At 57.3% G+C, this 6,281-nt stretch carries 5 protein-coding genes; all 5 read left to right on the top strand.

Annotated elements, in window-relative coordinates:
• Positions 1 to 595: 595 nt before the first annotated feature.
• Positions 596 to 805, top strand: coding sequence for a hypothetical protein (locus tag C0039_RS21135; RefSeq protein ID WP_165787187.1), 210 nt, complete (start codon positions 596 to 598; stop codon positions 803 to 805).
• Positions 806 to 824: 19 nt separating this feature from the next.
• Positions 825 to 1,739 (top strand): OmpA family protein, encoded by a 915-nt coding sequence (locus C0039_RS18435; protein ID WP_165787186.1) that lies wholly within the window; start codon positions 825 to 827, stop codon positions 1,737 to 1,739.
• Between the two features lie 28 nt (positions 1,740 to 1,767).
• Entirely contained in the window at positions 1,768 to 3,561 is a 1,794-nt protein-coding gene (locus C0039_RS18430) for a serine/threonine-protein kinase (RefSeq protein ID WP_101518910.1), read from the top strand.
• A gap of 179 nt (positions 3,562 to 3,740) precedes the next feature.
• Positions 3,741 to 5,981, top strand: a complete 2,241-nt coding sequence (locus C0039_RS18425; protein WP_076000837.1) for a CHAT domain-containing protein — start codon at positions 3,741 to 3,743, stop codon at positions 5,979 to 5,981.
• 33 nt (positions 5,982 to 6,014) lie between these two features.
• Positions 6,015 to 6,281 (top strand): filamentous hemagglutinin N-terminal domain-containing protein (locus tag C0039_RS20965; protein WP_165787185.1); only part of this gene is annotated, 267 nt, incomplete at its 3' end.

Genomic DNA, 6,281 nt, shown 5'->3' with positions numbered 1-6,281 from the left:
TCAGTTTAATGAATGCCGGTGTCCCCCGTTAATGATGAAGAGCCAAGGGGTCACAACAGCCCCAAGGCTGTTGTGATCACTCCCGCGACCAAAGGAGCGTTTGCGACGTCGCAGACGCCCTGCAGGGGGCAGCGCAACCCCCAGACTGTTGTGATCACTCCCGTCCGGTCCGCCAAATTGAAGTACTAGAAACCAGCGTGCTGCGCTGATTGTCACGAAAGAGAAAGATTGTCTTAAGCTCCCCGGTCACCCAGGTAACATAATAGCTACAGAGATTGGCTCAACTCCTAACTCTGATGTTCCTCTGGCGCTCTTTTGAATACCTCAAGCTGATCCCTATAGCCCTCACCTTCGTGCCAGTTCTTCAAATCGGCCCAGAGCACCTTGTGGTTGCGGGCAATCTCGAGCACCTGCTCTCCTGCATGCTTTGAAATAAATACCATATATATCAGGTGCTTAAGAAATTTTTTCGTGGCTGGTACGCACTTGTAATCTAATCTGCTTTACTTATCACATGGCCGCCAATTTGGCGGGTTGACAAAAAGTACGTCGATATCTGCAGTAAAACGGCACTAAAAGCATAAGAAGCACTGCCATGGATAACGTCACAATCAATGCCCTGGGCGCAAGCCGCGAACTGGATCAGCTGGCCCTGGCAAAGACGGTCGGTGGGTCGTACGGGCTGTATCGACCGGCTTTTATTCACCACAACACGTTTCTGTCTACGCTGCCGTCATTCTGGGCCTCTTGTCGCGTCTGGTTGTGTGCGGCATTCAATCACTTCATCAGCTTTTTGCGACCCTGAGCACCCTGCGGAGAAACCTATGTTCTTCAGATCTTGCAAGTACATCCTGGCGGCGGGCGTTCTACTCGCCATTGCAGCGCAAGCAGGTAATGCCGCTATTCCCTGTGCTGACGGTAAACGGTACTACGATCTCGCTCGCAAGGCGGGTGCGCAGCAGGACTTTGAGAAAGCCGTGCAGTGGTTGGATAAATCTGTTGAGGCCTGCGATTCATATGCCGCCTGGCATTTGCTGGGCACAGCCTACCAGAAGCAGCGTAAGCTGAAGGAATCGCTGAACGCTTATGAGCATGCGGTGGAACATGCGGATACCACAGATGAAGCGGCAGTTTCGCTCGCACGCTATGGCCAGGTATTGGCGCTTAACGGCCAGCGTTTTGAGGCGCTCGCCACTCTGGATCGCGCCATCGAACGGCATTCCAACCCACCGTCCTGGATGCGCGAAAACGCACGGCAGCTTGACCATAGCCTGGTGGATACGCCGATCTCCGGCGAGTCCATCAAGCGCAGCCTTTCCAGCCAGGAGTTCGGCCTGCTCTCGATAAATACGGTGGCCGGTCGCAAGCTGGCAGACGGCGAGGCGGAGAAAACCCGCGTGCGTATTCCCATAAACTACAAGTTAGACAGCACGGAACTGGATGCGCAGACCAGCGATAATATAGAGGAACTGGGCAAGGTGCTGGCCAGTGAGGATTACCAGGGCAGGACGTTTACGCTGGTCGGACACACAGATGTGCGCGGTAGCTGGCAGCATAATCTTGGTTTGTCGGAACGGCGAGCAGAGGCGGTGCGCGATACCCTGGTGCAGCAGTATCCAACGCTCGAGGCACGGCTGGAGGTCAAGGGTGCTGGTGAGGCGAAACCGAAATACCTCGGCGAGGATTTGCCGGAAGCGGATCACCGGCTAAACAGACGTCTGGAAGTTTATGTCAATTGAATGATTCGAGCCAAACAGAAACACGGTTGTGACTGACCAACTCCCTGCGATTCCGGGTTACACCATCAAGCACCTGCTGGGTGAAGGTGGTATGGCCCGAGTGTACCTTGCCATTCAGCGTGGCTTCGAGCGTCCGGTAGCGCTTAAAATTATTGCGCAGGAACTGGCCGCAAGCGAGGAGTTTGGTAAACGCTTTCTGCGCGAGGCGCGCATTGTCGGCATACTGTCGCACCCGCATATTGTGCCTGTCTACGATGTGGGTGAGCACGAGGGTGTGTTCTATATGGCGATGGAAATCCTTTCGGAAGGCGACTTGCGCAGCCGCATGGGTGTGCCGCTGGATGAGGCCGTTGCGCTGGGCATCACACGACAGTTGGCAAGTGCACTGGGCTATGCGCATGGCAAGGGCTTCATCCACCGGGATGTGAAGCCCGACAACGTCCTCTTTCGGGATCAGGACACGGCAGTACTCACGGATTTTGGTATCGCCCGTACTGCGGGAGACTCCGCTGACATGACACAGATCACCCAGGTGCAGTCGGTCATTGGATCTCCCAGGTATATGAGCCCCGAGCAATCTCTAGGGCACCAGTTGGACGCGCGCACAGACATTTACAGCCTCGGTATCATGTTTTACCAGATGTTGACCGGAGAGGCGCCTTACGGCGGCAGCAACCTGAATGAGATCGCTCGGCAGCGTTACGAAAAGCGTTTGCCCCAGTTGCCGGGCTCTCTAGCGCATCTACAGCCGCTGTTGGACCGCATGGTCGCTTACGAGAGAGATCAGCGCTTTGCCAGCTGTGAAGAGTTGCTGGCAGCATTGCTGGAAGTGCCTGCAAGACGCGGTGGTGTGGTATCCACCTTTGGTAGTGACGCGGATGCGACCACAGTGGTGGCGGCTCCCCCGAAGGGTGCGCAACAACCTGCGTCAGGGAGACCCATCCAGGTAGCGCGCTCGCTGAGACCGCTCGCAGCGCTGGGCGCGGTGTCAGCTGTGCTGTTGGTCACCGTAGTCTGGTATATGCTGCGTGATACGGCTGGCACGATAGTGAATCCGACGCCGCAAGTGGCGGTGCAGGCGTCGCAGTCCGCGCTCTTACCCACACCGCAACCCACATCACAATCTGCATCGCCGAACACACCCGAGGCGGCGACATCCAGCAAGATACCCACGCCGTCGGCGACGGAGTTCTTCGCCTTCTACGATGCGGTCAACGGGGGACTTCCCGATGTCGAGGCAGCTTTTATTTCCGCATACCCAGGTAGCCTGTTCGCTGATATCTTGCGGGCAAAGGAGGCCACGGAAAGTGACTATCTCGAACGCCTTGAGCGGCAGGCCGTTGCCGGCTCAGCGCGTGCCCAACTGGTCGTCAGCGAGCTGTACGACACTGGCTGGGGAGTTCCCATGGATAAGGATGCGGCACTGCGGTATGCCGAGCGCGCAGCGCGGGGCGGGGCGCCGTTTGCTTTGTATCACCAGGCAACGCTGTTGCTTTCGCGTGCGCAAACAGATGCCGAGCGGCGCGCAGGCCTGCGCATACTGGAACAGTCAACGAAGCAGGGCTTCTTTCTGGCGCAAACGGTACTGGGAAATTATCTGTTTGAAGGACGGCTGCTGGGCCGCGACGTGGATGAGAGTCTGCGCCTGCTGCAGTCGGCGGCTGAGCAGGGCGATCGCAATGCGCTGTTCAACCTCGGGCGAATTTACGACGGTGGCATCAATCTGGACGCACCGGACACTGAGCGCGCCAAAGCCTATTTCAGCGAAGCGGCTCGACTGGGGCACCCACAGGCGCAGAGCTACCTGCGGGATCCTTTATGATGCGCAGTAACGGCAATAACTGAACAACAGCTGTGTATGCAGCGCGCTGTCGATGGTGCATCGCTGAGTACGCAACCTATACTTTGATGTAGCCGAAAACTCCAGGGGCACAGGCCAGTATGCAGCGAATAAAACGATTAGCTCCAAACGGCTGGCCAGGAGGGTGGATCGTTGCCTGTTTGCTTTTCCTGGCAGCGCTGGCGCCGCTGGCGCCGCTGGCAGCGGCGGGTGATGGTGATCTGGAGCGCGCGCTGGCATTAAGTTCAGCAGGCGAACTGCGTGTCGCCCTTGCGCTGCTTGAAAAGGACACGGATGAGTCGCTGCCAGCGCACCAGCCAGGTCGTAAGCTATCGGTATCGGATATTGATACGCGCTTGCTGCGCGTCGATGTCCTGCGCAGGTTGGGATCCGTGGCACGGGCAGAAAAAGAGCTGTCAGCGCTGCAAGCCGTCCTCGATACCGCGCCGCCGGTGGCGCCCGCGCAGCTGTCGCAGGCCTATCGACAGCGCGCCCTGTTGTATTACCGGGAGGGGGAAGCGGCCAATGCGCAAGCTGCCATTGCACTGGCGCTAGCAACGCAGGCCGGCCTGTCTCCAGCGCAGCGTAGCCAGTTGCTCAACGATCAGGCATTGATTCATCAGCGAATGGGCGATTACAGGCTGGCCATCGACGGCTTTGATGCGGCAGCCGACCTTGTGACAGACAATAGCATCCGGGCGTTGTATCTCATCAATGCGGCACGGGCAAGGCTTGAAGATGGTCGTGTTGAGGATGCACTGGTGACGGCGAATCAGGCGGACGAGTTGCTGGACGAGGGCGCCTCGGGCACGGTCATCCGTGCGCGTATAGCGTTGGCCTCGCTTTATCGTATGGCTGTCAATGAGTTTGATGCCGTTGCGCAATACCGGTTGGCGGCGCTGCAACAGTTGCAGCGAGCTGGCCAGGTGCATGGTCTCGCGTCGCGCACACGATCACTGTTGGATGGATACAGCGCTGAGCTGTATGCCGATGATCGTCAATATGAGGGCGCGATCCAATACGCTCAGCGCGCACTGCAGTACGCGAAGCAGGTTCAGGCAGATAGCCTGGCCTATCGCTGGGAGTGGGTTCTGGCGCGCTCTTACGGCGCACTGGGCAATAACCCAATGTCGTTAGCGGCCTACGCCAGAGCCGTTACTTCCCTGCGTACTATGCGAAGTAATCTGGAAACCCTGGACCCGGATACGTTCACACGGATTATTCAGCCGCTTTACTATGAATATGCGGATGCGCTGCTAAGCCAGAGCTCTACGGTTGCCAGCGCAGAAGCGCAACAGAAGCTTTTGCGAGACGCGCGCCTGGCGCTGGAGGAATTGAAGCTGGCAGAGGTGCAGGACTATTTTGATGAGCAGTGTGTGGGTGATGAAAGTGTGGTGCTTGATCAGTTGGCGGGCAATGCCGCAGTGTTGTACCCGGTCATGCTGGAGTCGCGCATCGAGCTGTTACTAACGTCCGGCAGCGGTATTGAACAGATTACTGTGCCGGTGGAGCGCTCTCGCGTGGTCGCGCAAATACGTGACTTCCGACTGAATATTGAAGTGGACAACGGTACCGATGAATACCTGCAACACGGCCAGCAGTTGTATGACTGGCTGATCAGGCCCCTGGAATCTGAGTTCGCTGCGCGCAATATTGAGACACTGGTGATCGTGCCAGACGGGGCCTTGCGTACCATACCGCTGGCAGCGCTGCACGATGGCAGTTCTTATCTTGTCGAACGCTACGCTTTGGCGACCTCGCCCGGCCTCACACTTCTTGATCCAAAGCCGTTCTCTGCACAGTCGTATAACGCGCTCGCCGGCGGACTGTCGGAATCTGTGCAGGGTTTCGCTGCGTTACCAAGCGTTGAACGAGAACTGGGTACACTGCGTGAGAAACTTTCAGCGACCGTCATACAGAACCAGTCCTTCACTTTGTCCAGGGTCAAATCCGAACTTGCCAGCGGTAGTTACAGCGTCGTTCACTTTGCAACCCATGGGAAGTTTGGCAGTAGCTACGATGAGTCCTTTCTACTCACCTATGATGACAAGCTGCTGCTTAACGATCTTGGGCGCACTATTCAAACCAGGGGAGCGGGTAGTGACGCGCTCGAGTTGCTGGTATTGAGTGCTTGTGAGACCGCCGCCGGTGATGATCGCGCTGCTCTTGGGTTGGCGGGCGTCGCCTTGAAAGCGGGGGCTCGAAGTGCTCTGGCAACGCTGTGGGAAGTGGACGACAAGGCCACGCTGGAAGTAGTCAGTGAGTTCTATGCGCAACTTGCGCAGGCCGGGACATCCAAGTCGCAGGGTTTGCGGCAGGCTCAGCTGAAGCTCATTGGCGACCGTGAGAACAAGCACCCCAGTAAATGGGCGCCTTTCCTGCTGATCGGAAACTGGCTTTAAGCATTGGCCGCAATGACACAGAGATAGCTCGATATGTTGAAGATAATTTTGTGCAGAACCGTGAAGCGGTGCTCACCACTGGTAGCGTTGCTTGCCAGCCAGTTGTTGCTGGCGCCTGCTGTTTACGGCGGTGCAGTGTTCGATGGCAGTGTTGGCCCCAATGCCGCGGGAACTATTCGCGCTGGCGATTTTGAAATAGGACAGGGGGATGGGGCCGTTGCCGGCAATAACCTGTTCCATAGTTTTTCGAGCTTTAATGTAGATGCGGGTGAACTGGCCACGTTCTCCCATAGTTCAGCG

The organism is Pseudohalioglobus lutimaris, assembly GCF_002866825.1.
Taxonomy (GTDB): Bacteria; Pseudomonadota; Gammaproteobacteria; order Pseudomonadales; family Halieaceae; genus Halioglobus; species Halioglobus lutimaris.
This window is presented reverse-complemented; position numbering and strand designations above follow the sequence as displayed.

Coding starts and splice junctions, on each gene's coding strand:
- C0039_RS21135 (WP_165787187.1), top strand. CDS start 596: ATGGATAACGTCACAATCAATGCCCTGGGCGCAAGCCGCGAACTGGAT.
- C0039_RS18435 (WP_165787186.1), top strand. CDS start 825: ATGTTCTTCAGATCTTGCAAGTACATCCTGGCGGCGGGCGTTCTACTC.